Origin of the sequence: Vibrio aquaticus (assembly GCF_003970385.1) — a bacterium.
Lineage (GTDB): Bacteria > Pseudomonadota > Gammaproteobacteria > Enterobacterales > Vibrionaceae > Vibrio > Vibrio aquaticus.
In genome coordinates, this window is the sequence record NZ_RXZH01000008.1 from 59,253 (window position 1) to 84,840 (window position 25,588).

Here is a 25,588-nt window from a genome sequence, read left to right on the forward strand (position 1 = left end):
GGCTTAACGGTATTGTTAAGCCTTTATTTTTTGCAGAGAAGTTTGGCAACCTAGTCAAGACATGGAATTTACTCAGCTACTTAATCGCAGACAACAAAGGTGGACACGTTTCGGTTGTCTCGTTTCGATACTCCTTGTTGTTTTTAGCGTCATCTACCTTCTTGTTGGTGAAGTGTTCATTTCGCCGTTCCAAGCATTGTCTCCTTTGCAAGAACAGTTGATCCTTCAGTTAAGATTGCCTCGTTTACTTGCCGCAATAGCCGTTGGGGCTTCGCTCGCCGTTTCTGGTGCTGTGTTACAAGTGCTGTTAGGCAATGTGCTCGCAGAGCCGGGTGTACTTGGTATATCAGGCGGTGCCAGCGTAATGATGGTACTGGTGATGTTCTTTATGCCAGCCTTTGCTACGCCGATTGGCTTTATGATTGCTGCGGTAGTGGGCGCGTTGGCTTTTACTCTACTGTTGGTCTCAATAGCGAAAGCGATGCGCCTTACTACGACCAAGTTATTGCTTGTTGGCGTGGCATTGGGCATCTTGTCGGGCGCTGTCGTGACGTGGGCGTTTTACTTCAGCGATGACTTGAGCCTTCGTCAGTTAATGTATTGGTTGATGGGTAGCATTGGTGCCGCCAGTTGGTATCACCATACGTTAACGTTAATCCTATTACCTGTTGTACTTTGGTTATGCTTGAAAGGCCGAGTGCTCGATAAACTGATGATGGGGGAACAACATGCGAAACAACTTGGTGTCGACATTAACGAAGTACGTTGGAAGCTGATTGGGGCGGTTTCCCTATTAGTCGGTGGCGCAGTCGCATTAGGTGGTGTGATTGGTTTTGTTGGCTTAGTAGTGCCGCACTTACTTAGGCTCGCACTTGGCAGTGAAAACCGTTTTTTGATTCCTCTTTCTGCGATTGCTGGCGCCGGCTTAGTGGTGTTTGCGGATCTTGTAGCAAGAACCGCATTGGACTCCGCAGAGCTGCCATTGGGCGTTGTGACAACTTCTATTGGCGCGCCAATCTTTATTTGGATGTTGGTGAGAAATCATGATTCACGTTAACAGCCTCTCGGTAGGGTCTCGCCTTTTACCTCTCTCATTTGATGTGAAGCAGGGTGAAGTTCTGCATGTTATCGGCCCAAATGGTAGTGGTAAAAGTACGCTGTTATCTGCGATTTCAGGTTTACTTTCGTTTGATGGTGAAGCGGTTCTCGGTGACTTAAACATTAAGTCTGCGTCCAATGAGACACTGGCGGCTAACCGAGCTTTCTTAGCGCAAAGTGACCGACCTGCGTTTAATCTAGAAGTTGTCCAATACCTGGCTCTCTCTCTTCCTGCCCATGTTGATGCTTATTCTCCAGAACTTGAGTCAGTGGTGAATGAGCTTGCTCAGTTATTGCAGATAAGCGATAAACTGCATCGTTCGATCCATCATTTATCGGGTGGTGAGTGGCAACGAGTGCGTTTATGTGCGATTTGTTTGCAAGTGTGGCCAACACTTAACCCTTACGCCAAATTACTTGTACTTGATGAACCAGCTGCGCCGTTAGACATTGGCCAAGAAACCTTGCTGTATGGACTTATTCGCAGAGTGGCTCAGATGGGCATTACCGTGATCATGTCTAACCACGATTTAAACCGAACCCTTAAATATGCGGATATAGCCTTATTGTTAGAGCAGGGCGTATTGCAAGCCGTAGGGGAGGTGGATGATGTGTTGTCGGCGGAATTGTTGTCTCGAGTCTTTAACACCAAGGTATTGAAACAAGTCGTTAATGACCGAGCAGTCCTTCTATTTGATTAGTTTTTTATTAGCTCATTACAAATAAAAACGCCACCTAATGAACTAATAGTTTGATAGGTGGCGTTTTTAATATCTGGTGCTCTATTTAGTTAGAGGCGCTAAATCTGCTGGGCGGTAGTAAACCGACTTAAGCACTTTACCTTGGCGAATTGTCTTACCTTCAGCAACAAAGTCTTCTGCACATTTTGCGATGATGTAATCGCCTTTCTGCACAGCCATTAGATTAATGCCTTGCTCTGCATAGTGCGCTTCAGTTTCCGCGTACTCTTTTTCAGTGCGACATACTTTGCTCATGTTGCTTGAGTGTACTTCATCCCAACATGGTACAAACTCAATACCACGGTTTACCGCAACGTTAAGCAGCAAATCGATCAGGTAGTTGATTGCTAAGTTGTCTTCAATCTTGTCGTGGCCTAGGTGTACTAGGCGTCCCATCAAAACATACACACTGTCTACAATGGCATCGGCCTGCTCTGTTTTGCAGTCGGCTTCTGCTAATTCAGTCAGTTCTTCAATCGCAAGGGATGTATGAAGCGTATCTGCTTTGTCATCTAGGCTTTCTGGTGAAGCCACTGGCAAGTCAAAGGTGCTGCGGAATTCAGAAATATCACGGTAAAGGTGATTAAAAAGTTCAGTAGTCAGTTTTGATAGGTGCATATCCAATCTATCCGGATGTCATTGTGTGGGCGACATACTACCAAAGTGGCTCTGCTCTCGCTATCCAGGAAAAGTGATTCTTGAGTTGAGAGTGGGAAAACTGAACTAAATTGCCCCGAAACTGAATCGAAGCTGAATGGAGCCTACGCTATTGTCATGGAAATGTGAGGAGGTTGGCATTTCTATTGTTAGCAAATGCAACAATTTTTAATATCTCTCCCGTAAACAACACAGTCCATTAATCAACAGGAAACAAAGATGTTAACTAAAGCATTTGTAAAAACTCAACTATTCATCGAATCATTTAAAAACGACGAGCGCGGCGTAACAGCAATCGAATACGCAATCCTTGGTGTATGTATGTCAGCCGTTGTCCTTGCTGTGTTTAATGATGCTCTATTCAAAGCACTAAACGACGCAGTAGCAACAATCTCTTCTAACATCGGTAAAGCTAACTCTACGCCAGCAATTTCAGGCTAGTGAACTTAAATCTGTGGTGGCTAGTTGCGTTAGCCGCCATGGCTTTGATAGCCAGTTATCAGGACGTAAGACAAAGAAAAATACCCAATGGAGTGGTGACAATTATCGCTCTGCTGGGTGTTTTTTTTGTCTTTTTTTATGGTCGATACACGCAGCTTTATTTACCCATCGTGGTGTTAGTGGTTGGCGCTCTCTTGTTTAAGTTCAACATTATGGCAGCCGGAGACAGCAAACTCTTGGCAAGTTTCAGCCTGATGATATCGCCTCACTATTTTCTACTGACCGTGTGTCTCATTTTAATTGCAGGTGGAACCTTAGCTATAACCCAATGGATTTTAAGTCGAGTGACTGGAAATGCGCAGTGGGTAACTAAAGGGGTGCCGTATGGATTACCCATTTGTTTAGGAAGCTTATTAGGTATAGCTGCATCGTTGTAGGTTAATCAATGAATTCAAAAATCATTCTTGGTTTAGCGTTTGTCGCTATATCTATTGGGCTTTATGGGGTGACTAATGCCACACCCAAGCAGCCAACGAAACCGGAACTGCCGGTTACTGCAGAAGTATCGTACAAGGTTTGGCGCTTAAAGCATGAACTGGCGAAAGGGGAAAAAGTAACGCGAACGGATCTAATGATTGAACATCTACCGCAAGCGAAAGCCGCATTAGTTGGGATTGATGAGGACGCCGCTCTTGATTGGGAGAAGTCATTTTTCGCCGTTCGTGATTTAACAATGGGTGAAATCGTCACTGAATCAGTGCTGACGTCACCGGGTGACAATGATTACCTACAAACGGTTCTTAAACCTGGATTCGTTCCTTATAACGTGACGGTTCCAAGTGAAGATGTGTTAGGTGGCACTATCAGTGTTGGGGATTGTGTTGATATTTCGGTGTTATCCGCACCAAAACAAAATCTATCAACACAAGAAACAGTATCGGATATTCAACATCTTTCGATGACGCCATTGCTCGCGCAAATCCCGGTATTAGACATGGTGTCGAAAGAAAAATCGGTCAGTGCATTAACAAGCAAAACAGCCACTGAAGTGACTTTGGTTTTGCAAGTGACCAACCAACAACTCGCTAAGTTAACTGTCGCAAGACGTATTGCTGAAATCGCTGTTCACCACTCAATGGGTGAAGAATACGCAGATGATCTTCAAGCCGACTCGTCAGACATTATCCCTGTGAACAGTAGTAGCGAAGGTATTCGCGAGTTTCGTTTTGAGTAAAGGTTGAACATGAAAAAAACAATAACAAGTCTATTGCTAGTCTGCCTTATTCCTTTTTCTGCTTGGGCGAAGAGCACGGTCAACTTGAGCCAGGGTGAGGCTAAAACGTTCTCGGTGAAAGGAGACATCGCGTCAGTCTTTATTTCAGGTAAAAACGTCGCTGATTACCAAGTTATCGATAAGCATAAAGTCGTGGTGTTTGGTAAGAATATTGGTGAAGCGTCGCTCATTGTATTTAACACCGATGGCGCAGAAATGCTTAACCGAGCGTTAATCGTCAACAAAAGTTACCGCGCTATCGAGCAGCAAATTGCAGTGCAATACCCGAACGTGAATATTTCAGTTTCAGGTATTAGTGACAAAGTTGTTCTGAGCGGTGAGGTAAGCACCGAGCAAGAAAAAGACAACATCTATCAACTAGTGGGTGAACTGCTAGGTATTAAGTCATCTGTTACTGGGTTTGATATGCCTGATGCTGATGACGAAGACATCAATATCAGCTTTATGGATAAGCTGAACTACCCAGGGGTGGTGAACAACATTGAAGTGAGTGCGACCAAGCAAGTGAATGTGAAGCTGACCATTGCTGAAGTGTCTCACTCATTCATGCAGGAGTTTGGCGTCAAAATGGGTAGCGGCGGTGATGCCGGGATCTTCGTGGATCAGCTGACCAACTTTAGCGCGAGCGACATTGTCTCGGTTATTTCAGCCGTTGGTGGCGATACAGTTGGCCAAGTGTTAGCAGAGCCAAATCTATCGGTAATCTCAGGTGAAAAGGCGAGCTTCTTAGTTGGCGGTGAATTACCGGTTGTGACGACCAGCAATAACGGCTCAAGCGTTGAATACAAAGAGTTTGGTGTTCGCTTAGACATGATGGCAAAGGTGCTGCGTGACGACAAAATCAAGCTTGCACTGACTCCAGAAGTGAGCTCGTTAGACAAGCAATACACCACGGACGCTTATGACATGCCAGCGCTGCACACACGCAGAGCGCAAACCACCGTTGAATTAGGTGATGGCCAAAGTTTTGTACTTGGTGGGTTGCTCAATAGTGAAGAACGAGAGTCTTTAACTCGCATTCCGTTCATTGGAGATATTCCAATCCTAGGAAGCTTGTTCCGTCATACGGGCACTGAGCGTAAGAAAACCGAACTTGTGATTGTGGCTACGGTGAACCTAGTTCAGCCAATCAAGGCAAACCAGATTCAGCTACCAAGCATGAAGAAAACGAGCACATTGCAACGCTTTTTTGCTTTAGACAGTAACTATGAGCAATCACAACAGAAATGGGCAGACGAAGTGTTATCTGCTGGGGGATTTAGCCAATGAAATCAGTAATTGCAGTTATCGCTTTAGCCACAACACTTGCTGGGTGCGCCGACCATATCGCTGAGTCGAGAGGCACTCATATTGAAGTCGTGCCAACAACTTACCAGTTTGAGCTAAACACCGTTGAGACGAAAACAGTCTCAGCGCGAGTTGATCAGTTTGTTGCGAAATACCCTCAGCTTGCGCATAACGCCAAATGGGTGATTTCAACCAAAGGCAAACACGGTGAAGTCCTGTATTCAAGTGCGAAACAACAACTGGAATCACTTGGTATTTCAACGAGTCGCATTGAACATCAAGTGCAAAGCCACAATGCGAGATTTGAATTTCGACTATCAGCAACGATAAACCAAACCAAGCTGGAAGTTTGTCACCAAGAGCAAGTGGGCCGATATGGCTATGGCTCATTAGGATGCACAACTGATGTCAACCGATGGCAGTCCATGGTGAATCCACATAACGCAATGTAATCGCAAACGCACTGTAATTAACGTCAACTGAGGCATTATCATGTTTGATTTAGTCGATAAGTTAAGTCGCACAGAAACAAAGAAAACAACAAAATCGAGCCACTGTGCACTGTTTTATCAATCTCAACTATGTAACGCATTGGTTCAAAAAGCATTTCGCTTTGAAGGATTTGAAGAGCCAATAAGCTTTACTAACGAAGCAAAAAGCTACGATAAGCTAGAAGTACACCCCGATGTCGAAGTGGTGTTTATTGAGCTAAACCAAAGCAGCAATGTCGCTGAAGATGCAAAGCAGTTGGTTCATAGTTTACCGACTCATCTTTCGGTCATCATCATTGGTAACGAAGATGCGATCTCGACAATACGTGCTCTGAAAGAACAAGGTTTGTACTACCTGTTCTGGCCTGCAAACGAAGCAGAAGTGATGGACTTCTACCGCAACGTCGCTCGCAACCACGAACAGAAGCAAGGTGTTGGTCGAAACCGCAAAGCGAAGCAAATTGCGTTTATGGGCGTAAAAGGCGGTGTAGGTACATCGCTGGTGGCTTGTGAAGTCTCTCGCTCTTTAGCGAAACATCATAACGCAAGCACGCTACTGATTGATCACACCTATACGGGCAGCAACATTGACGTGATGCTTGGCCTAAAACGTTTCAATAAACGCAGCGTACAAAAAGGCACTTTGGTGTCAGGTATTGATAGCGATATCGCATTGAGCTTGGTACAGAACATCGAAAAACATTTGTCGATTCTGGCTGTTGAGTCTGACGAATTCAGTCGCCAAGAGTTACACCAATACACGCAAGCGCTGAAAAAACAGGTCATCCAGAACAACACCTTTATCGTTGAAGATTACTCGCATACTGCAACAACCAATGAAGAGTTTGAACGCGCTATCGAAGGCATCAACGTTCTAGTTTTGGTGTTTGACGCGACGGTTTCGTCACTTCGCGAATTGAACCGCATTAGTGCAGAGATTGAACTGCGTTACCCAGAATTGAAAATGTTGACGGTAATGAACCGTTCTCGACCAGACAACGCCGCATCGATCAACGAAGCGGATGTAGAGAAATACTTCGGCCGTAAAGCCGATGCGCAATTGGTATTCGATTTCAAAGCTAACCAATATCTACTTCAAGGCGAATTGATCAGCGACACGCGCTCAGAAATGAAACGTGGACTGCAAAACTTAGTGGCGCTTCTAGTGGGTGACAAAGTTGAGCCTCAAAAAGGATTTACACTGCGTAGCCTTTTGGCTCGTAAGGGGTAAGCGAGATGGAACAGTCACAACAAGTTTACCTTACTCTGCGCCGACAAATCTTTGATGCGTTAGACGCCAGTGTTGTTGAGAGCCTTTCACGACAAGAGCTAGAAGCTCAGTTAGCGAATGCGGTCGATATGCTCGTGAGTCGCGAACAGCTGCCAGTCTCTTCACTGGCAAAGTCTGAATATGTGACAAGCCTAACGCATGAATTGGTCGGTTTAGGGCCACTGCAAATCTTGATGGATGATGATTCGATCACAGACATCATGATCAATGGCCCGAAACAAGTCTACATCGAGCGCAATGGTTTAGTTGAACAAGCGCCGGTTCGATTTATTGATGAGCAACAGCTGCTGGATATTGCGAAGCGCATTGCGAGCCGAGTTGGACGCCGTGTTGATGAATCATCGCCAACGTGTGATGCAAGATTGGAAGATGGTAGCCGTGTGAACATTGTGATTCCACCGATTACCTTAGACGGAACTTCAATCTCGATTCGTAAGTTTCGTCAGCAAAGTATCGGCTTCGAACACCTGGTTGAATACGGTTCATTAAGTATGGAAATGGCCGCTATTCTGCAAATTGCAGCTCGTTGTCGCCTAAATATTTTGGTTTCTGGCGGTACAGGTTCAGGTAAAACGACGTTGCTTAATGCCTTGTCGCAACATATTTCAAATGGCGAACGCATTGTCACCATCGAAGATACGGCTGAACTTAGGCTGCAGCAGCCTCATGTGGTTCGTATGGAAACGCGCAACAAAGGCGTAGAAGGAACGGGGGCGATCACTTCGAGAGATTTGGTGATCAACTCTCTGCGTATGCGACCAGACAGAATCATTGTCGGTGAGTGTCGTGGTGGCGAAGCTTTCGAAATGCTTCAGGCTATGAACACTGGCCATGATGGCTCGATGTCAACGCTGCACGCCAATACGCCTCGCGATGCGTTAGCCCGTGTCGAGTCGATGGTGATGATGGCAACCAACAACTTACCCCTAGAGGCGATTCGCCGCTCAATTGTGAGTGCCGTGGACTTAGTCGTTCAAGTTAGCCGCTTACACGATGGCTCAAGAAAGATCATGAGCATTACTGAAGTGGTCGGGATCGAAGGGGAGAACGTGGTGCTTGAAGAGCTGTTTGCGTTCAAAGCTGCTCAAAGTGGCGATGACGGCCGTATTCAAGGCGAGTACACCACTTCAGGGGTTATGGCTCGTTCGGCGCTGTTTGAGAAAGCGCGTTTCTTTGGGGTTGAGCAGCAGCTCAGTCAGGTTATCGAAGCGATGACCATGAATATCTAGTGAGTGCTTATGTATTGGTTAATTATCATCGGTGGCGTGGCGTTGGTGTTTGCCGCGTTGCTTCCAGAGCGCAATAACGCAGCGAATGATTATCTAGAACAAACGAAAGCCGGACACCACAACAAGGTTACTTTCAGTCAGCAAGCGTTCAACATCGCAAGCTTGTCAGACAGAAACCTAAGACAAAAATTGCTTCTACGTTGGGATAACTTGCAGCGTCAATTAGGCAATATGGCAACATTGAAAATTGTGCTATTCACCGTGTTAGCGATTGTCGCTGCGAGTGTGATTAACACGTCGATGATTCGGTTGCCCTTTTGGGAGGTGTTGCCTTTCGCGGTGATAGCAGCATGGACGTGGGGCTATCTCTTCTTACAAAAGCGAGAGCGAAAACATTTTGAAGAAACATTCCCTGATGCGTTGAACATGCTAGCCAGTTCCCTGAGCGCTGGTGAGAGTATCGGCCGAGGTATCACGTATGTCGGCCAGAAATTGGAAGGGGAAGTGGGTAAAGAGTTTAAGTTGATGAGCGAACGCCTCAACTTAGGCGAACCGATTGATGAAGTGTTTCGTAAATCGTGTCGTCGATTTCCGTACCCATCGTTTCATTTCTTTGTGATTACTTTACGAGCCAACATGCAACGCGGTGGTCAGCTAAAAGAAGTGATGTCTCGTTTAAATAGACAAATGTTCGAGGCGAGAGCGGTAGAAAGAAAGAAATACGCGCTGACCTCGGAAGCACGTATCTCGGCCAAGATAGTCGGCGCAACGCCATTTTTCTTCTTGTTCATACTGCAGTTTTTGAGCCCAGAAAACTTTGAATTTGTCATGTTCCACCCTGAAGGAAGACCAATCCTTTATTACATGGTGAGCAGCGAAGCGATAGGCATGTTCATCATTTGGATGTTAATGAAGAAGGTGAAGTAATGAGTGACCATTATAGCTCGACTGATCTGGAACTGTTTTTAGCATGGAGCGGAATAGCTTTTGGGCTGTTCATCATTGTCTACTGGTTGATTGTGAAAATTCAGCACAGACGCCGCATTGCCGCATTAGCAAAACACAATCAGTTTGTGGCGAGCAAAAAAGCGACCAAAGCGGAACTGTCGAGCTGGCTGCAACCCGTGACGTCGATCTTGTCGACATCGGAAGATGAAGTTGCAGTCCGATTTTCGAACGCAGGCTTTAAGAATACCCGCTATTCGCACCTGTTTATGCCGATCAAATACGGCGCTTTGGTGCTAGGGGAGCTGGCGATTGGTGGGGCGTTTTACTTCTTTGATGGTAAAACCAATCACTGGATCGCGGCAGCTGGCGCGTGGGCAATGTTAGCCATCGCAGGGCCAGACATTATTTTAGATTCTATGGCTAAGGCTCGCCAAAGAAGAATCTCAAAACAGATGCCGTACCTAATTGATTTGATGGCGATCTGTGTTCAAACCGGTATGACGATAGAAGCGTCAATGAAATACCTAGCAATAGAGATTCAAGGCTTCAATAAAGAGCTGGCTGAAATGCTAGATAAGACCAACCAGCGTGCGCGCATCATTGGTATGGAAAAGGCATTAGAAGAGTTATACCAAAAAGTGCCGTCATCAGAGATGCGCAGTTTTGTGATGACACTGAGCCAAAGTATTCAACACGGCTCATCAATCTACAGCATGTTAACGACATTAGCCGGAGACATCCGTGAAGTGCAGATGCTGGAACTGGAAGAAGAGATAGGGAAGTTAGCCGCTAAGATGTCGATCCCATTGATCGTATTCATCTTAATCCCGATTGTTTTCGTAATCGCCGCACCTGGCGTGATGAGGTTAATGCTCAATGTTTAATAAAGCGATTGTTGTTTCTCTTACTCTTATTCTAACGGCTTGCAGTTCAACTCAATCAAGTTGGCAAAAAGACGAATCGAAAGAGGCCATTTACAACCAAACCAATAATCACGTTGCGTTAACTGAACTCTACAAAGGTCAGCTGAAAGATCATGACTCCGCTGAGGTCCGAGAAAAGCTGTCAGCAAGCTACTTAGCGATGGGTGATGCTGAGTCTGCGCTGTTCTACATCATGCCAGTCACGAAAGAGAAATCGGCTAGTGCAGAAAGCCACCTGATTCAGTCGAAAGCTTACGGCGAAATGGGGCAGTATCCAGCGGCCATCAGTAGTGCGAAAAAGGTGTTAGCGAAAGATTCTGACAATGCGGAAGCTGAGAACTTACTCGGCACTTTCTATGGTTACAGCTACCAATACGACTTGGCGAAAAGCTACTTTGAACGCGCTCGTAAGCACTTTTACGATGAAGCAACCATCACCAATAACCTTGCGGTGTTGGATATCGCACAAGAAGAGTATGAATCAGCGGCCAAGCGTCTATTGCCCCTGTACAAACGTGGTCAAGTTAATGATCAGATGATGGCGAACTTAACCCTGAGCATGGCAAAGCTGGGCCAATACCCGTTTGTAGAGTCGGTATTGAGCGATCGTTACAGCAAGCATCAGATCCAAAAAATCTATCAGTCATTACGCGAACATAAGCCGTATTCGCCAGAGAGCCGTGCATTGAGCATTAACAACGTTCAACACTCTGGAGCTGCCAATGCGAGCTAAGCAGAAAGGCGTGGCCAGTATTGAATTTGCGATAGGTTTTTTTGCCTTTTGGTTGATGTGCATGGCTTGGGTTGAGATGAGTTACATCTCTTATATCTCAGCGATTAACGATTTAGCGATCTCTGAAATTACTCGAACCGCCAAGAAAGGTTCGGATAACTATATGGATGCGGTTCATGAGGTTCTGCACAGAGAAGACAGCATTTGGAACCAAGTTGTGGATGGTGATGATTTTCAAGTCACCATTCAGTATGTCGAAAGCATCAAAGACTTAGTTAATGTGGACGAGATATGCAGCAAAGTCGACGTCGATGAGAGTGCTGAGTGTGGCAATCCCGACCATGCAGCGTTAGCTATTTATCGAATCAATTATCGCTTCAAGCCTATTTTTAGTTACTTCTTTACGACTCAAGACTTAATGAGCCGTGAAATGATCGTGGTGCAAGAATATGAACGTTCGCAATTTGAAGTCTAAGCAACGCGGCACTTTCAGTATCGAGTTTGCCATTGTTGGTGTGTTCTTTAGTGTGCTATTGGCGTTCAGTGGGGACGTCATTATCAAGCTTTCAGTAAAGGGAAAGTTGGACAGGCTTTCTTACTCACTGGTTAACGTAGTGAAAGAGCGTACTCAACTTTATGGTGCTGAATACGAGTTGGATGCCAAGGAAGTGAATGACGTGAATCAGCTGGCGGTGAACTCTTTAAAACGAACCTTTGGTGCGTTTGATGAAAGCAAATACGGTCTGCTAGTGGAAGAGCTGAGTTTTAAATCGGTTGGTGAGCCGAATCCTGTGATTGCACTTAGCCGTGGCAGTGTGAGTTGTCATGTCGGTGAGTCGATAGACAAGTTAGAGCATTTAACGGTAGTGAGTAACCGAGGTCGAGAAATGCCGCTTTATCGCGTGACATTGTGCTACGAAACCGACAACTGGATTGGTGACATTTTGGGGACGGAATTTACCCACGTCATGTCTGATTCTGTCGTGATTGGGAGATAACATGAAACGTTCAATGAGAAAGCAGTCCGGTCACGCAGCCATGCTGTTCGCCATCATCATTCCCGCACTGTTTGGCATATTTATGCTTGGATCTGATGGTGCTCGTGCCCTGCAAACCAAAGCAAGGTTGGAAGAAGCAGCCGAAGCAGCCGTGCTCGCGGTGTCTGCCAAAGATGAGGAAGATCACCAGCTTGCCAAGGACTACATCAATCATTACCTCTACGATGTCGATGCGATTACCTCAATTGAAGTCAAAAAGCTCTCTTGTGATGAGTTGCCGGATTGCGTCGCAGGAACTGAAGAGGGTGAAGCTCGTTACTTTGAATACCAAGTCGCTGGACGTACAAGCCATCGCTCTTGGTTTCCGGGGAATGAAGTCATCGCCGGTTTCGGTGATGAGTTTGGTGTCACCGGTTCTTCGAAAGCGAGACGCTATCAGAGCCAGCCGGTAGACATTACCTTCATTGTCGATTTCTCAGGTTCTATGAACGATAAGTGGAGTGGTGGCAAAAAGAAGAAAATCGAAGATCTAAAAGACATTATTGATGATGTGACCACAGAGTTGGGGATCTATAACGATCTATACCCAGAACACCCACACCGTGTGGCGATGACGGGCTTTAACCGTCGAACCATGAACCTTGGTGACAATGACAAGCTACTAATACGCGATCAACGCATCACCAAGTTAGATACTGATGATGATTCTTGGGATAAAGATGACATCTTCTATCCGCAAGAAACCATCAATAATCAGTTTGTAGTGAAAGGGCGGGCGAAACGCATACCGAATGAAGATGACTTGGCGGTGTTTAAGGATCTCTACTTCACGACCAATCTAAACAGCTTTATGAATCAAGTCCGCAGTTTTAAAGCGTCCGGCGGTACAGCGTCACTGCAAGGCATCATTCGAGCTGGGCAAATCGTGCAGCAACTTGCCAAGAACCCTAAACAGCTGATCATCATTTTGTCAGACGGTGAAGACTTCAACCATTATTCAGGTCAAACCGAGAAGCTAGTGAACCTAGGTATGTGTAGCAACATTCGCAACCTTGTGAATGGTGGACCAATGACGGTTGATGGAATGGGAACAAGTACAGGGATGAAAACCCCTGATGGTGAACAAATGTCTGCACGTATGGCGGTAATTGGCTTTGATTATGAACTAAACGCTAACGTCGGTCTGCGCAATTGCGTGGGGAAAGACAACGTATACAAAGCAGAGAATAAAGACGACATTCTCAATCAGATCTTGTCATTGATCACCGAAGAAGTCGGGCACTTGGCGAATTAATAGAGTAGAAAACATGAACAATCAAAAATTAAAGTGGGTGCTGCTAGCGGCACTGCCTATGAGCTCACTGGTGATGGCGAACACGGCTACAAGTGATGTAAACGAAGCGCTTTACTATTACTGCCATCAAGGGAGCAACGAGTACCAAGAACAGGTCTTGGTCGGTGAGAGCCAGCGCGTGATGTATCACCAAGGGCCATTTATGCAAATCACAGCCAAAACCGATGATCAAACCCGGTTCGATAGCGTCAAAAAAGAGCTAGAGAAGGTAGGGGTTGAATCAAATTGCGCTCAATACTTGTTAAGTCATGCGGTTGTTGATGAAAACGAGCAGTGGCAGCAAGAGCTTACAGCCCAAGTTTTGTTTGATTTCGATAAGAGTAACCTCAACGCTCAATCGCGCTATTTACTCTCTCAAGTGAAAGCACGCATCGAGCAAGGCGAAAGCCAGTTAAAGGTGTTAGGTCATACGGATTCCAAGGGCGAAGAGGCGTACAACCTTAAATTGGGAATGAAACGTGCGGATACAGTAAAAACGTACTTAGATCAGGACGCTAAAGCCGGCTCAGAAGGCGAGTCACACCCGCTCAAAAGTAATGACTCTGCACAAGGTCGCCACCTCAACCGCCGTGTAGAAGTGGAGTTACTCCCGAAAAGCTAACTGATACGGTTAGCTTGAACGGTAAGGAAGCATCATCTTAAGGCTCACACCCATGGATGGGTCTGCTGGGTCTTCGAACCAAATTGCCCCTTTGTAACTGTGAATGATCTCATCACACAAAGCCAAGCCTAACCCTGTTCCTGGGTTTTGTTGGTCCGCTCTTACCCCTCGCTGGAACAGTGATTCACGAATCGATGGCTCAATAGGTGGACCATCATTGTTGATGGTAATCACTAAGCCTTCTTCGCCGTTGTTTACGAAAATGTCGATGCGTGACTCAGCGAAGCGATAGGTGTTTTCAAGCACGTTACCGAATATCTCCATAATGTCAGATTTGCTCATCGGCAGGGTTTGACCGTTAGAAATAAACATTTCGACTTGAAGCTTTTTATCGATATACACCTTATCAAACATCATGGTTAAGCTATTCAAGATAGGCTTAATCAACGTCGAGTTCTCGGTTATGCCTTTTACGCCGTAAGAAGCGCGTTTTAGCTGCCCTTGGATAACGTCATCCATTTCAAGCAGTTGCTGGTTAATCGCATCGATTTTGCCTTGTTCAATGTCGCTTAATAGCGCCTGAGAAACGGCCACTCGGGTTTTTAAACTATGGGCGAGATCGTTTAGCGCTCGGCGGTAACGTTGTTCGTTTTCTTTTTGTTGAAAGAGCATTTCGTTGAGTGCATTAGTGAGTGGGGCAAGGTCTTCAGGATAAACCGCTTCGAGCCTATCACTTTTGCCCGCTCTAACCAGTTTTAATTCATGTTCTAGTGTTTGTAATGGGCGGAAACCCCAACGGTAGATCGTATGGATCAGCAATGAAATCAGTAATGAAGCCAATACGGTCGCGATGGTGACTTGCATCTTGAGTTCATGCAGTGAATCGATTTTGTGGTTCATGCGCCTAAATACGATGATGCGACCTGATGGATTGTATTCGGTAGCTTCAAGTGCAATGACATGAGTGATGAATGCAGAACCTCTAAGTGTTTGAATAAGTTCAACCGTGTTCTTTTGTTTAGAGAGCAAGGGGTCGGTGCAATAGTTGTCAATGTGAGGAATGTATATTCCTTTCTTGCGCATTTCGAGACGACGCGGCTCAGTCATGGAACGCCAAAGCTCATTGTCGTTGTCGTCACAGATGACCATGGCAAACTCCTCTGAGTCGGTACCATAAACCTCCGGCCATTTTTCAATCGGAGGTAATTGCTTTGAGGTGTTTAGTTCATTGATCACAGAGGGCAAATGGCTTGTTAACTCGACCGAGTAGCCTTTGACCAGTTTCGCTCGTTCAATATGGTAAAACAGGATACCGGCGCAAAGTACAAAAAATATCCCGCTAACCAAAGAGAAGGCAAGAACTCGGCGTCTAAAACTGGTCGAGACTAAACGTTTCACGATGCGCTTCCTTGTTGAATAATGCGATAGCCTTGGCCGCGAATGGTCGCAATGATCTTTTCATCGCTGTAGGCAGAGAGCTTTTTACGTAGGCGAGAGATGATCACTTCAATGTTGTTATGGTTCACTTCTTCGCCCGAATCGTAAAGGGAGTTGGCAATTTGCTCCTTAGAGACAACTTGTTGGTGGTGACGAATAAGATATTGAAAGATCTGATACTCGAGCGCCGTTAACTCGAGCAGGTTACCGTGAAATGCAATGCTATTGGCCTGAGTGTCGAGAGTAAGGTCTTCGACTTTGATTTGCGATGAGGCAAAACCTTGATAACGCCTTACTAATGCTTCTAGTCGAGCCGATAACTCCTCAAACTGGAAAGGTTTTGTCAGGTAATCGTCGGCACCGGCATTGAGCCCTTCGACTTTGTCTTGCCAGTCACCGCGCGCAGTGAGGATCAGAATAGGGACATTAATCTCTTTGCGGCGGATCTGTTTAATCAAGGTAATGCCGTCAAAATCAGGGAGGCCGAGGTCAATAATCATTACATCAGCATTTGGCTGCTTTTGAATGGTTTGCAAACAAGCTGACGCGGTTTTATCCGCATACACGGTATGATTTCGGTCTTTCAATTGAGAAGAAAGGTGGTGGTTTAAAATTTCATTGTCTTCGACCAAAACAACCTGCATAACAAGGCCTCACATACGCATATTATTGAATGGCTTACGATACCATTGAAGCGATGTTTCACCAATGACTTCACAGGTCTAGCGGTCAAGTTAAGCCGAATCCGATGTGATGTTTTGTGTGGGGGAAATGAAAAAGCCACCGCAGTGGGTGGCTTTGGTCAAAATAAGCTCGAATATCTAAATCAAGTATGGGAACAGCTTGGCCTTTTCTTGTGCGCTCAAACCTTCTACTCGGGCGATATTGGTATCAGGAATTGCTTCTGGGTTCGGGTAGTGCTTGAGTACCTTTTCCATGCTCTCTTCACGAATCAAATGGAAAACCGGATACGGAGAACGGTTGGTTAAGTTTTCTGCGTCTTCTGGCTCTGCTCCGCCAAAACAGTAATCAGGGTGGAAGGTGGCAAGCTGGAAAATGCCATCCCACTCTTGCTGACGGATCAAAGCTTCAACCCAATCAATAAACAGGTTGTAGTCGTAAAAATCTTCCAACATATTTGGAACCGCAACCAGCGTAGTTTCAAGTTGCTCTGGCTCTGTCGATTCAAGCTCCAAAAGCTGCGTTAAGATATCTTCAAGAAGGGTTTCTTCTTTCGTTGCTTCACTGACAAAGATCTTAATCTGCTTATTGCGCTGCGGCTTTGCTGCGAATGGACACAGGTTAAGGCCAATCACGACATCATTGAGCCATTGGTCTACGGCTTTGGTCACGACTTCGACTTGTGTTGAGCTTTGGGTGGTCATTTTGCTTCCAAATTAGAATTTTTCGCAAGAATAACAGAATCTGCTCGACCTTGCTCGGTGACTTGATACGTTGAACGTTCATGCGGGGCTAATAGGCGACACAGCATAAAGATCAGCACGTAAAGAAGTGTTCCTCCGGCCATTACGTATTCCCAACCGCCATGCTGCCAGCAGTAAATCAAGAAGAATCCACCGATACTGCCGCCAACATAGTAATGCATCAGATATAAAGCTGTTGCCGTGGCTTTAGCGTGGGTGGCCTTACGGCTGACCCATGCATAGGCCAAGGTGTGAGAGAAGAACGCTCCGAAGCTAATCAGTAACAAGCCAAGCATCATAAAAGGGATCTCCTCGACATAAGCGACAAACATTCCCAGCATGCTGATGATGGTGCCAGTGACGATGCCAGAAAGGGTAGTTTTTCGTTTCGTCCAAGTGGCTGTGAGCTTAGAACTCAACGTGCCAGCTAAATAGCAAAGGAAGATTAAAGAGACGACACCAATTGGCAGATAATGAGGTTCGGCAACCAGTCTAAAGCTCATCACTGAATAGAGATTAACAAACAGAGCGAAATTAACCCCACCAATCAGCATAGCGAACCAAAGGGCACGGTTTGACAGGTGTTTGATTAAGGCTCGATTGTGTTGACGAAGCATGCCTCTTTGCGGGGTGAAACGAGTCTGCTTTGGCAATAAATAAGCAACCAGTATAGCGCCAAGCAAAGAGACAATAGCCATAGTGATGACTGCTTCTTGCCAACCAAACGATCCAGTAATGGTGCCACCTACAATACGCCCGGTAATTCCGCCTAATGAGTTAGCAGCAATATAACCGCCAATCGCTTGGCTAAAGGCGCTCTCAGAAAGCTCTTCCACCATGTAAGCGACTGCAACCGAAGCAAACGCCGCCAGAGCTAGTCCCATTAATGCTCTCGCGATCACAAGCATAAGCAACGATTGACTAAACAGCATGATCAAACCGATAAACGGCATCGCCAGTAGCCCAAAAATCATCACATTTCTTCGACCAAATGACTCAGAAGCGACGGCCCATGGGACTAACGAAATCGATAGACCAAGAGTCGAAGCGGCGAAAATCCAGTTCACTTGCGTTTCGCTAACCGAGAAATAATCCGCCATGTAAGGGAGCATCGGCTGGAATAAGTAAAGGTTACAAAACACCAGGAACGAGCCTAGCGCTAGGCTAAAAGTGACACGGCGATAATTTGGGGTGTTGAGTTCAATCATAAGGAATAAGCAAGCCACGGAACAACGAAGATGTGAGCAAAGTATCAGCCTGCTATTGATATATAAAATATATTAAAAATATCGACCTGATACATTTTTGATCTAATGGTGACGACGTGGAATCTAAGCATCTTAAACATTTTGTGGCGGTTGCCGAACATCAGCATTTTACCAAGGCAGCTAAAGCGTTACATATTGCTCAACCTGCGCTGAGTGTCTCGATCAAAAAGCTTGAGCAAAGTTTAGGGGTTGAGTTGTTTCGCAGAGAAGAACGTCAGGTCTCGCTCACGGATGAAGGTGTGGTGCTTTATGATCATGCCAAGCGAGTATTACAACAATTGCAAGACGCTCAATTAGCGATGAATGAGTTAAAAGGGCTAGAAAAAGGCGAAGTTCGTTTAGGCGCTCCGAGTATGATGGGTTCGTATTTCTTCCCTGAGATCTTGATGGCATTCAAGAGTCGCTACCCACACCTTAAGTTGACGTTAATCGATGCCGGCACACGCTCAATCCGGCAAATGCTGCTTGATGGCGAACTCGATATCGGTGTTATTAACGATCATAACGTTCCAGATGATCTCGAAACCGACCAGTTGCTCACGTCAGAAATGGTGGCTGTGGTCTCGAAAGAGCATGAGTTTGCCGCTCAACCATCCGTCACGTTTGATGAGTTCTTCGAACATGAGTTAGTGATGTTTAAATCTGGTTATTTCCATCGCGATTTTATTGAACACAAAGCCAAACAGTGTGACAAAGAGATGCTGTTTTCTTTTGAAACCAATTTATTGCCAATGATCTTAAGCATCGTCAAACATGAGTTTGCCATCACCGCGTTACTAGAGCTAGTTACTCAACATGAGAAAGACGTGGTTGGCATTTCTTTTGAGCCCAAGGTAAAGCTGGATCTCGCACTGGCGTGGCGCAAGGACGGTTATCTTTCTATTGCCGACAAAACCTTTATCGATTTTGTTAAGCAATACGTGTGACTAGGGAATGCAAATATCACACTTTGCTTAATCTCTATCGCACTTTTTAAACAATTACAGTAATTTGGAATTAGCAATCGCAATATATTGAAAGGTAGGGACACCGTTTCATGCAAATTGACATTCAACAGCTTCACTTGGACTTAGGCTCACATGAGCTTGATATTGAGCAATGGACCATCGCAGACAAACAGTCTTGGGGTGTCTTTAGTACCGAAGGCGACATTGGTTCTGCGCTTGGTTGCCTTCTCTGTGGCGAGCTGGCCGCTGACCCTGCATCACTTCAGTTAACCCAAGGTCGTGTCGCTCAAGTCTCTTTGGTGGAGCAGCAGCGTCTGTTGGAAGAAGAAATCGCAAAGGACGAAACGGATTATCTCGATAAGGTGGATAGTGGTACTGCCATTTATGACTTGATCTATGAGCAATGTCAGTCGTCGTCACTGACCGAACAACTGATTGAGCAGCTTGATCTGCAGCACCTTAAGCAAAGTGGTTTTCGAGTGCTTTCTACCGGAGAAACGCGCCGAGTAATGCTTGCAAGAGCGTTGGCGACAGAACCTAATCTGATTGTACTGGATAACCCGTTTACGGGTTTAGATGTTGCTCACCGAGCGGCGTTAGCGGAGTTCTTAACTGAGCTCTCTCAGCGCGTGCAAATGATTGTGACTTTTAACCGTGAAGAAGATATCCCAGAGTGGATAGAACATATTGCTCTGTTCAATCATGGCAAGCTTGAAAGCACGATGAACAAGCACGAGTGGGAATCTCATCCAATTATCAGTCAAATCAAAGCTCAATCTCAGCAGCAGAGTCAGAAAATGATGGAACTGATCCACCGCTACCAGCATTCCCATCACTTTGAAAATCCAGTATTCGAAATACAAAATGGCCGAGTCGAGTACACAGAGAAAACCATTTTTACCGACTTAAACTGGCGGATTGAAAACGGGCAGCATTGGCAGATTAAAGGCCCTAATGGCTGTGGCAAGAGTACCTTGCTTGGTTTGATATTTGGCGATCATCCACAGTGCTATTCTAACGACATTCAGATTTTTGGTAAGCAGCGCGGTAGTGGGGAATCAATCTGGGAGATAAAACAGCACATTGGCATGGTCTCTTCGGCGCTGCATTTACAATACCGCGTTAGTTGCAAAGCGATTGATGTAATTTTGTCAGGGTTTTATGACTCGATTGGTCTCTATCAGCAGCCGAGCAAAAAAGAGAGCATCGTAGCGCGGGAATGGCTTGAGATTTTGCACATGTCAGAACATGCTAATACCTCGTTTAGGCAGCTAGAGTATGGTCAGCAGCGACTGCTTTTGATCGCGCGAGCCATCGTTAAGCAGCCAGCGATACTGATCTTAGATGAGCCGTACCAAGGGCTAGATTATCTTGGTCGTCGCTTGGTCAAAAATACCTTAGAGCTGATAGCGAAAGAAAATTTAAGTCAGCTACTTTATGTCTCTCATTACCAAAAGGATAAACTAGACAGCATCAAGAATGAGGTTGAGTTTATCTATAGTGATGATGTGCAATGTTATAAACCTGAAGTGAGAGTAGGTAAGTGTGATGATTAGCTGCAGTGATTACGATTACATTGAAATAGTATGTATGCATAGATACCCGGTTCGTTTAACGATGAAAGAGGGCGATATTGTTAAAGGCAGAGCACTCGATACCGCTCGTGATGAAGCGAAGCAAGAGTGTGTGATTGTCGCGGTGGATGGGTGTAAGCAGTTCGTGGTACTGGACAGTGTATCAAAGCTTGAGGTGTTAGAAGAGAATCCACACTTTAACGAAAAACGCTTTGATTGATGGTAAGTCACCACATCGTCTTATCTGCCCTAGCTTGAGTTAGGGCTTCCATTCCTTTAGTACAAAACCTGAGAAATTAAGCATTTAGTGCTGTCTTTGTCTGTCTCATAAATAATTAAATCCCATGATATTGCTAGAATCTATAAAATTATTCCGGTAAATAGGATAGTTTTCTATCAATTGATGTCGAAGCATTATTCATACGTACAATGATCCACACAGCTCATCATTATTTTTCCGATCTCACGACAATGTCAGGGGACGACAATGATGACACCGTTATGATCAAACAGACTGACAAGGAACTCAAATGACGATTAAGCCGTTACGTTGGTTATTGCCATTTCTCATATTGGGTGGTTCTTACGCCGCCTATCAAGCCATTGCATCTAGTGGGCCTGAGTCACTAGAAAGTAAACCGCCTAAAGCGTCTCCTGTAGTAAAAGTTTCCAAACTGAGCCCGAGTGATCACAAAGTGGTGATTACTAGCCACGGTGAGCTTCAACCTGTAGAAGTAACACAGTTGTCTGCACAAGTGTCCGGAGAAGTTCTCAGTTGGCACCCTAATTTTGTCGTTGGTGGTATTGTGAAGCGCGGCGAAGTGTTATTTAGCCTTGAAAGCGATAACTACCAAGCGGCGGTACTCCAAGCGGAAGCACAACTGGCCAGTGCTCAAGCTGCGCTAATTGAAGAAAAAGCACGGGCAGAAGTGGCAAAACGTCAGGCGAAAAACCTGCCACAGAAACAGGTAACGGATCTGTACTTACGCAAACCTCAATTATTGAGTGCCGATGCTCAGGTCAAATCTGCTCTGGCATCACTGAAACGGGCGAAACGCGATTTGGAAAACTGCAAAGTAGTCGCGCCTTATGATGCACTTGTGATTGCCAAAGACATTGGTGTTGGCCAGTTCATTTCCGCAGGCGCTCACGTTGCTACGTTAAATAACGTTGAAGCGGGTGAGATCCGTATTCCTATTGCAGGATTCGACAGCGCATTCTTACCGCAAGAGTATGCGGGGCTTCCAGCGCAAGTCACTCAAAGAGGCATTGAAAGCACCCAAAGAGAAGGGGTGATTGACCGTGACCTTGGCGTGATTGATAGCAGCACGCGCATGATCAATATGGTTGTGCGAGTCGAAGATCCTTATGCGATAAAGAGTGCTCAAGCGCCGATGCAGTTTGGTTCTTATGTCGAGGTTCAATTTTCAGGTAAAGAGCTGAAACACATCTATCGCCTGCCACAAGAGCTAGTGAATAACCGCCAAGTGTGGGTCGTTAATAGTGAAAATCAGCTCGAACCAAGAGTGGTGAACGTTCTGCGAGCAGAAAAAGAGTTCATGCTGATTAATCAAGGCTTAAGCGACGAAGACCAGATTGTTCTGACGGTGCCCGAATACCCGCAAACTGGATTACAAGTTGAAATTGCTGTTCAAGACAGCTTAGTCAATAAGTAGAGGCTCAACATGGAAGAATCCAAACAGAAAGGGCTTATCGCTTACTTCGCCAATAATTCCGTGGCGGCCAATTTGATGATGGCCTTCATCCTGATTATTGGTACGGTGAGCTTTTTCTTTATTCAACGTCAGATGTTCCCAAACATTGAAGTCAACTACATCAATGTTAGCGCCCAATATCCAGGCGCGTCACCGCAAGAAATTGAAGAGAGCATACTCATCAAGCTGGAAGAGTCGTTGAAAGATGTCACCGGCATCAAAAAAGCGGTGTCTACAGCCTACCGAGGCAGCGGTAACATCGAACTTGAGATTGGTGTGGATGAAGACATCGACGCCGTACTGGACAAAGTAAAACAAAAGGTTGATGCGGCTTCTAATTTTCCGGATGCGATGGAACCGATTCAGGTTTATCAATATGAGTGGCGACAAGATGTGATCGAAATGGCGCTGGTCGGTGATCGAACCTTGCTTGAGCTCAAGCCGATTGCCAAGCAAATTGAAGATGAGTTGCTTCAACTAAACAATGTCGCTTTGGTGGATCTTGGCGCGCCTGAATATGAGATAGCCATTGAGGTTGAGCCCAGCATTTTACAGAAATACAGCTTAACGTTGAACGATGTCAGTAACGCCATTCAACGCTACTCAGCGAACTATTCTGCCGGTGAAGTTCGCACTAACTCGGGCATGATTTCGGTGCGTATCGAAAACCAATATTACAGCGGCGAGGAGTTTCGCGACATTCCGGTTAAGATAGGGGCGAACGGCGGTAAGGTTTTACTTCAAGACATCGCAACGATCAAAGATGGCTTTACCGAAGACGATCGTTACTTCCGCTATTCCGGTCAAAATGCCATGTACCTGTCGGTTAAGGCAACTAAAGACCAAAACATGGTGACGGTTGCAGAGTCGGTGAAATCCTACCTAGAACAAAAGAACCCAACGTTACCGTCTGACCTTAAGATCAAAACCTTGGTCGATATGACCTACTACCTAAACGCCCGCCTAGACATGATGCTGAAAAACCTGCTTCAAGGTGCGGTATTGGTGGCGTTAATGCTCAGTCTGTTCTTGCGCGTTAAGCTCGCCATGTGGGTGATGGTTGGTCTTCCGGTGTGTTTCTTGGGGGCAGTCATGCTTATGCCAGCCATTGGTGTCAGCATCAACATTGTTTCTCTGTTCGCCTTCATCATGGTTCTGGGGATCGTTGTTGATGATGCCATTGTCATAGGGGAAAGCGCTTACAGTGAAATAGAGAAACATGGAGGTGGTGTCGAGAACGTGGTCCGTGGAGCTAAACGTGTGGCAACACCTGCTACGTTTGGCGTTTTGACGACAATGGCGGTATTTGCACCGTTTTTGATGTCAAAAGGGATAGAGCGCGCCTTCTTCTTTGGTATCGCTTCTATCGTGATTTTGTGTCTTTTCTTTAGCTTGATTGAATCCAAACTGATTCTGCCTTCACACTTGGCACACACTAAGTTTAAGCCCATCAAAAAAGGCAGCTGGCGTGACAGGTTCAACACACGCTTCTTTGGGTTTATTAATGGCCCGTACAAGCAGTTCGTTAAGTGGTGTACCCATTGGCGTTGGAGTGTTTTCACTACCTTTGTTGGTGTGTTGGCGGTAAGTGTTGCTTTGGTTATGGCGAATTATGTTCGTGTTGTGCCATCTCCCAAGGTTCCCCATGACTTTCCTAGCATCAAGCTCGTGATGAACGACAATGTCTCGAGTGAACAAACCATTGAAGCATTGAAGTTGATTGAGTCTACCGTTTTAAGCATTGATGAAAGCATCGAACAAGAGACCGGTCAGAAAATGGTGCGCGATATTCTGACCTTCAGTCAAGGCAGAAAAGAAGGGCGCTTGGTTATCCCGCTGGTGGACGAAGAGTTAAGACCTTTCAATACGTTTGAGTTGGCAAGGCGCTGGCGAGAAAGCATTCCAACCATCCCAGGTTTGAAGATGCTTAACGTCTCAGACAACGTGAATGACGATGAAAAAGGCGATGAATTTGGCTTCTTGCTCTACGGAGGAGACATAGAAAGCCTTAACGCCGCAGGGCGTGATTTGATTCTTGCTTTGCAACAGCAGCAAGGTCTCTTTGATATTTCATCGTCGATCGATTCTGGCAGCCAAGAAGTTTTGTTATCTCTCGCTCCCGTCGCTTATGACCTTGGTTTGGATTTGTTTGATATCGCCACTCAAGTTGGTGGCAGCTTCTATGGCGGTGAGGCTCAGCGTGTGCTCCGTGACGGGGAAGAAATCAAAGTCATGGTGCGTTATCCGAAGTTAACCCGAGAAGCGTTTTCTTCTTTACGCTACGCCATCATCACAACGCCCGAAGGCAAAAAGGTGATGCTTGGCGATGTGGTCGAGATTAACCAGCAGCCAGGAGTGAGCAGTATTCGCCGCGAAGGCGGTTATCGCAGCGTGTATGTTTACGGCTCTATTGATGAAGAGTTAGTTGAACCAAACCAAATTGTCGAGCAAGTGAACAGTGAAATCATCCCGGATATTCTTGCTAATTATTCGGGGGTTAAAAGTGAACTCGGCGGCACTATAGAAGAGCAGCAAGCTCAGCAAAATGAGCAAATCATCTTCTTCATTGCCGGTATGATTATCGTGTATATCCTGCTTGCTGTGCCGCTTAAGAGCTACTCTCAACCCCTGATTATTATGTCGGTGATTCCGTTTAGCTTAACGGGTGCAATTTGGGGACATTACTGGTTTGGTTTGGATCTCAGTATGATGTCGACCTTTGGCTTAATAGCCGCCGCAGGTGTGGTGGTTAATGACTCGCTGGTAATGACCGATTACGTCAACCAAGTGAGAGCAAAGGGAGTGGCGATCAAAGAAGCGGTGATTGAAGCGGGTTGTGCGCGCTTTAGAGCCATCACGCTGACCTCAATTACCACCTTTGTGGGTGTCTTGCCGATCATGTTTGAAACGAGCTTGCAGGCAAGGTTTGTTATTCCAATGGCGGTAGCACTTGGCTTTGCTGTGCTGTTTGCAACCCTGCTGACATTGGTGCTCGTGCCATGTCTATATCTTATGCTTGAGGATATCAAAGGGATGTTTTCGAAGTTAAAAAACCTTCTCACAGGAAAACGAGGTAAAGCCCAAGTGGTGACCTAAACAAGCGATGCCCAAATAACAAGGCCTGAGGAATTTGATACT

General features: G+C 45.7%; 26 protein-coding genes. 21 read left to right on the plus strand and 5 right to left on the minus strand.

What is annotated here, in order from left to right:
- Window positions 1–61: 61 nt before the first annotated feature.
- Together btuC and btuD are read left to right on the plus strand one after the other, a co-directional pair.
- Window positions 62–1,057, plus strand: a complete 996-nt coding sequence (btuC, locus tag EJ063_RS16180) for a vitamin B12 ABC transporter permease BtuC (protein ID WP_126575366.1) — start codon at window positions 62–64, stop codon at window positions 1,055–1,057.
- Window positions 1,044–1,799, plus strand: a complete 756-nt coding sequence (gene btuD, locus EJ063_RS16185; protein ID WP_126575367.1) for a vitamin B12 ABC transporter ATP-binding protein BtuD — start codon at window positions 1,044–1,046, stop codon at window positions 1,797–1,799. Before btuC ends, btuD begins: the two co-directional genes overlap by 14 nt.
- Window positions 1,800–1,880: 81 nt before the next feature.
- Here btuD and EJ063_RS16190 read toward each other — a convergent pair whose 3' ends face one another.
- Entirely contained in the window at window positions 1,881–2,456 is a 576-nt protein-coding gene (locus EJ063_RS16190) for a nucleoside triphosphate pyrophosphohydrolase family protein (protein ID WP_126575368.1), read from the minus strand.
- 258 nt (window positions 2,457–2,714) lie between these two features.
- Here EJ063_RS16190 and EJ063_RS16195 point away from each other — a divergent pair, with 258 nt between their 5' ends.
- From EJ063_RS16195 to EJ063_RS16260, 14 genes are read left to right on the plus strand one after another with little or no spacing between them, the layout of a single operon-like run.
- Entirely contained in the window at window positions 2,715–2,936 is a 222-nt protein-coding gene (locus EJ063_RS16195; RefSeq protein ID WP_126575369.1) for a Flp family type IVb pilin, read from the plus strand.
- Entirely contained in the window at window positions 2,936–3,373 is a 438-nt protein-coding gene (locus EJ063_RS16200) for an A24 family peptidase (RefSeq protein WP_126575370.1), read from the plus strand. The genes EJ063_RS16195 and EJ063_RS16200 overlap by 1 nt, the downstream gene beginning before the upstream one ends.
- 8 nt (window positions 3,374–3,381) lie before the next feature.
- A complete protein-coding gene (gene cpaB, locus EJ063_RS16205) occupies window positions 3,382–4,170 on the plus strand; it encodes a Flp pilus assembly protein CpaB (protein WP_126575371.1) in 789 nt (262 codons plus the stop codon).
- A 9-nt stretch (window positions 4,171–4,179) separates the two neighbouring features.
- Window positions 4,180–5,499, plus strand: coding sequence for a type II and III secretion system protein family protein (locus EJ063_RS16210; protein WP_126575372.1), 1,320 nt, complete (start codon window positions 4,180–4,182; stop codon window positions 5,497–5,499).
- The gene (locus tag EJ063_RS16215; RefSeq protein ID WP_126575373.1) at window positions 5,496–5,969 is read left to right on the plus strand and encodes a hypothetical protein; all 474 of its coding nucleotides are present in this window, start codon (window positions 5,496–5,498) and stop codon (window positions 5,967–5,969) included. The genes EJ063_RS16210 and EJ063_RS16215 overlap by 4 nt, the downstream gene beginning before the upstream one ends.
- A 40-nt stretch (window positions 5,970–6,009) precedes the next feature.
- Complete coding sequence (locus tag EJ063_RS16220) at window positions 6,010–7,239, plus strand: CpaE/TadZ family protein (protein WP_126575374.1); 1,230 nt, start codon at window positions 6,010–6,012, stop codon at window positions 7,237–7,239.
- 5 nt (window positions 7,240–7,244) lie between these two features.
- Window positions 7,245–8,528: a TadA family conjugal transfer-associated ATPase gene (locus EJ063_RS16225; protein WP_126575375.1), complete on the plus strand. Its 1,284-nt coding sequence runs from the start codon at window positions 7,245–7,247 to the stop codon at window positions 8,526–8,528.
- Window positions 8,529–8,537: 9 nt separating this feature from the next.
- Window positions 8,538–9,455 carry a type II secretion system F family protein gene (locus EJ063_RS16230; protein WP_126575376.1) on the plus strand — a complete coding sequence of 306 codons (918 nt, stop codon included), beginning with the start codon at window positions 8,538–8,540 and terminating at the stop codon, window positions 9,453–9,455.
- Window positions 9,455–10,360, plus strand: coding sequence for a type II secretion system F family protein (locus tag EJ063_RS16235; RefSeq protein ID WP_126575377.1), 906 nt, complete (start codon window positions 9,455–9,457; stop codon window positions 10,358–10,360). Before EJ063_RS16230 ends, EJ063_RS16235 begins: the two co-directional genes overlap by 1 nt.
- On the plus strand, window positions 10,353–11,132 hold the full coding sequence (locus EJ063_RS16240; protein WP_126575378.1) for a tetratricopeptide repeat protein: 780 nt from the start codon (window positions 10,353–10,355) through the stop codon (window positions 11,130–11,132). Before EJ063_RS16235 ends, EJ063_RS16240 begins: the two co-directional genes overlap by 8 nt.
- Window positions 11,122–11,607, plus strand: a complete 486-nt coding sequence (locus EJ063_RS16245; protein WP_126575379.1) for a TadE/TadG family type IV pilus assembly protein — start codon at window positions 11,122–11,124, stop codon at window positions 11,605–11,607. Before EJ063_RS16240 ends, EJ063_RS16245 begins: the two co-directional genes overlap by 11 nt.
- Window positions 11,582–12,130, plus strand: coding sequence for a tight adherence pilus pseudopilin TadF (tadF, locus tag EJ063_RS16250; RefSeq protein ID WP_126575380.1), 549 nt, complete (start codon window positions 11,582–11,584; stop codon window positions 12,128–12,130). Before EJ063_RS16245 ends, tadF begins: the two co-directional genes overlap by 26 nt.
- A 1-nt stretch (window position 12,131) precedes the next feature.
- Window positions 12,132–13,424 (plus strand): TadE/TadG family type IV pilus assembly protein, encoded by a 1,293-nt coding sequence (locus tag EJ063_RS16255; protein WP_126575381.1) that lies wholly within the window; start codon window positions 12,132–12,134, stop codon window positions 13,422–13,424.
- A gap of 13 nt (window positions 13,425–13,437) precedes the next feature.
- Window positions 13,438–14,085, plus strand: a complete 648-nt coding sequence (locus EJ063_RS16260) for an OmpA family protein (RefSeq protein WP_126575382.1) — start codon at window positions 13,438–13,440, stop codon at window positions 14,083–14,085.
- 9 nt (window positions 14,086–14,094) lie between these two features.
- On the opposite strand, the gene EJ063_RS16265 is transcribed toward EJ063_RS16260, so the two are convergent.
- The 4 genes from EJ063_RS16265 to EJ063_RS16280 all read right to left on the minus strand — a co-directional run bounded on the left by EJ063_RS16265 (window position 14,095) and on the right by EJ063_RS16280 (window position 18,154).
- Window positions 14,095–15,483: an ATP-binding protein gene (locus EJ063_RS16265; RefSeq protein ID WP_126575383.1), complete on the minus strand. Its 1,389-nt coding sequence runs from the start codon at window positions 15,481–15,483 to the stop codon at window positions 14,095–14,097.
- The gene (locus EJ063_RS16270) at window positions 15,480–16,166 is read right to left on the minus strand and encodes a response regulator transcription factor (RefSeq protein ID WP_126575384.1); all 687 of its coding nucleotides are present in this window, start codon (window positions 16,164–16,166) and stop codon (window positions 15,480–15,482) included. The genes EJ063_RS16265 and EJ063_RS16270 overlap by 4 nt, the downstream gene beginning before the upstream one ends.
- A gap of 177 nt (window positions 16,167–16,343) precedes the next feature.
- On the minus strand, window positions 16,344–16,907 hold the full coding sequence (locus EJ063_RS16275; protein ID WP_126575385.1) for a DUF1415 domain-containing protein: 564 nt from the start codon (window positions 16,905–16,907) through the stop codon (window positions 16,344–16,346).
- Window positions 16,904–18,154 carry an MFS transporter gene (locus EJ063_RS16280; RefSeq protein WP_126575386.1) on the minus strand — a complete coding sequence of 417 codons (1,251 nt, stop codon included), beginning with the start codon at window positions 18,152–18,154 and terminating at the stop codon, window positions 16,904–16,906. The genes EJ063_RS16275 and EJ063_RS16280 overlap by 4 nt, the downstream gene beginning before the upstream one ends.
- A 116-nt stretch (window positions 18,155–18,270) precedes the next feature.
- Between EJ063_RS16280 and EJ063_RS16285 the strand changes: the two genes are divergently transcribed.
- From EJ063_RS16285 to EJ063_RS16305, 5 genes are all read left to right on the plus strand, one after another.
- Window positions 18,271–19,140 (plus strand): LysR family transcriptional regulator, encoded by an 870-nt coding sequence (locus EJ063_RS16285; protein ID WP_126575387.1) that lies wholly within the window; start codon window positions 18,271–18,273, stop codon window positions 19,138–19,140.
- A gap of 110 nt (window positions 19,141–19,250) precedes the next feature.
- Window positions 19,251–20,717, plus strand: a complete 1,467-nt coding sequence (modF, locus tag EJ063_RS16290) for a molybdate ABC transporter ATP-binding protein ModF (protein ID WP_126575388.1) — start codon at window positions 19,251–19,253, stop codon at window positions 20,715–20,717.
- Window positions 20,710–20,955: a Rho-binding antiterminator gene (locus EJ063_RS16295; protein ID WP_126575389.1), complete on the plus strand. Its 246-nt coding sequence runs from the start codon at window positions 20,710–20,712 to the stop codon at window positions 20,953–20,955. Before modF ends, EJ063_RS16295 begins: the two co-directional genes overlap by 8 nt.
- Before the next feature lie 310 nt (window positions 20,956–21,265).
- Entirely contained in the window at window positions 21,266–22,411 is a 1,146-nt protein-coding gene (locus tag EJ063_RS16300) for an efflux RND transporter periplasmic adaptor subunit (protein WP_126575390.1), read from the plus strand.
- Window positions 22,412–22,420: 9 nt separating this feature from the next.
- Window positions 22,421–25,546 carry an efflux RND transporter permease subunit gene (locus EJ063_RS16305; protein WP_126575391.1) on the plus strand — a complete coding sequence of 1,042 codons (3,126 nt, stop codon included), beginning with the start codon at window positions 22,421–22,423 and terminating at the stop codon, window positions 25,544–25,546.
- Window positions 25,547–25,588 lie beyond the last annotated feature (42 nt).